Source organism: Anaerosporobacter sp., assembly GCF_965301125.1.
This window is the reverse complement of sequence record NZ_CBDLAM010000201.1, coordinates 3,755-6,135: the sequence shown is the minus strand read 5'-3', so window position 1 is coordinate 6,135 and position 2,381 is coordinate 3,755. Positions and strand designations below refer to the sequence as shown.

Genomic DNA, 2,381 nt, shown 5'->3' with positions numbered 1-2,381 from the left:
ATATATAAACCTAAAAGTCTTTCCCTAATAAAACCTATTACTCGAAAAGCATAATCACTATAATGTTCAAAATCAGCTTGTTTTTCTACCTCTTCTAATATGTCAAAAAGCCATTCACTATAATTGTAAAATATTTCTTTCTTCATAATAAACATATTACAAATATAGCCTGTTTCCGATTTCATATACTCATCACAGCAATGTGAAAACTCAGGATATTTTTCTTTCAATATTTTTATTGATAAATCTAAATCCTTACTATATTGGCTATCAGCTGTTTTATATTGATAATACACATTTTTATATCCTGTTTTACTGATATTATAAGGCTCAGGAATAATTACATCTTCATTACTGATGATATATTCCATAGTTTCTTCTTTTAATCCAATCTTCTTTTCAGTTTCACTGTCGATAAAATCAAATATTACATTCTCAATAAGATCCGATGGCAATGCATCATTAGAGAATGAAAAATATCTTCTATAGTGAAAAAAACCATAGTAGTCAGCATCTTCATGCTTCCATACCCAGTATTGTGCTGTTAATTCACAATAACTCCTATTTTTGGTTGATATATTTTCCCCCTCATCGTCATGTAACATATTTTCAAAATGCCTTGGTGCTAAAGCCGCTCCCACCTGAATAGGATACAAAAATTTATTTTTAGAAACATAACTTTCTTTATGACAACTTACATATATTTTAATTTTATTTTCCACTCTTATTCTCCTTGTATAATAACATTCTATATTTTATTTTACATAGTTTCTTATATAAGGTATTAGGCATAATTTTCACGATACGCCTTTTTAATTTATTTGAAGGTCGATGCTGAATTGAGCGATCAGCTAGTTCTAACCTATTATTAAGGCAGCGTAAAAACTCCATATATCCCTCACAATAGTTCAAACCCTGATGTAAAATTGCATTTGTAACAAACATATCCGTCATGCCTTGTAAGTTTGAAATTTCTAGAGATGCATATTCATCATTAATTAGCCAGCCAGTATAATAACCATTTTCCTGAGCTACAAAAGATATAATACGCTCAACAGCATGTCCTAGTGTTGCATCTAATCCCATAGGCTCTTCTGGGAAATCCTCATATTTCCAAGGATGTTCAAATAGTTGTTTAAGTGCAACTGGCCTACACCAAAATACAGTACCTAATGCAACTGCTCGTTTAGTTTGTGATATATCAACCGTTAATTGTAATTTATCATATAGCTGTTTTGTCACTTCAAAACTGGAGGTCCAAGTATTTGCAATTATTCCAAACCAATTTCCAGCATAAGGTCCGGGAGCACTTAATAATCCTAAATGTTTTTCTCGCTCAAATAACTCAATAACTTGTTCAACAAAATATTTACTCTTCAACATATTATCCCATAAAGTATCTTGATAACAAGCACCTGTGATTGGATTGAGATGAGAAGATTTTTTGTCATGGACAAAACATAAATAGTCATAATTCATTAAATATTTTCTACAGGTTACTATTAAAGCAGCAACATCTCTTCCTCTATTACCACAATTGAGTACAGTTAAACGATCTCCTAATAAAGGTTTCAGTATTCTTTCAATTTCGTTACATTTCTCATCAGTATTAGTAGTCACATATACATCTGCATCATCAGGTATCGATTTTGAATACTCAGCACAATATTCAAATATATCTGGATAAAACATATGCATTACAACCGCAATTTTTCTTTTTAGGGAATTTGTACTCTTTTCTACCTCACCCTTACTTGGTAAAACATAATTTAAATCTAAAGAAGAAAAAAGATCCGCATTATTAAATACTCTTATTATATTTTCCCACACAAAGTCAATTGGATAATCTATATTATTTTCTATATATTTTAATGTATTTTTTAGATCATTACCTAAACTGTATCTTAATTGTTCCCCTTTAGAATAGCCAAATGGCTTTCTATTCAAAATTGGGCATCTCCTTTTTGATATCAATTCATATTGATTATATAATGCCAAATTATAGTTTTTATCAATAGAATAGTTACATTCCTTGAGTTCTGTATAGCAGCCCCATCTATAGTTTAGCTTTTCAAAATAATTAGTAAAATATATTTCATGCCGACTATATTCTTCATTAGGCCTTTCAGGTAATTCTATACCACTCCAATAGTCCCAGAATTTTTTATCTTTTAACATTGTATTTCTAACAACAACAAAGGATGTCTTAATATGTGTAGGAATATATCCACTTAACTCTATACCTTTTAAATCTTTGGATTTATATTGTACTGTCAACCCCCAGAAATTACATGTTACTCTTTCCATTTCTTCAAATATCTCAGAAAACGGTTTAAAGGGTCCAAAAAACGTATCGTCAACTAGCACTAATTCATTATAAT

Annotated in this window: 2 protein-coding genes; both read right to left on the bottom strand. The window is 30.0% G+C overall.

Annotated features, from left to right (window positions below; translation table 11 throughout):
- Positions 1-722, bottom strand: a 722-nt coding sequence (locus tag ACW2QF_RS16605) for a DUF4422 domain-containing protein (RefSeq protein WP_455717128.1), incomplete at its 3' end; no start/stop codon positions are given.
- On the bottom strand, positions 712-2,381 hold a 1,670-nt coding region (locus tag ACW2QF_RS16600; RefSeq protein ID WP_455717127.1), incomplete at its 5' end, for a rhamnan synthesis F family protein. The genes ACW2QF_RS16605 and ACW2QF_RS16600, both read right to left, overlap by 11 nt.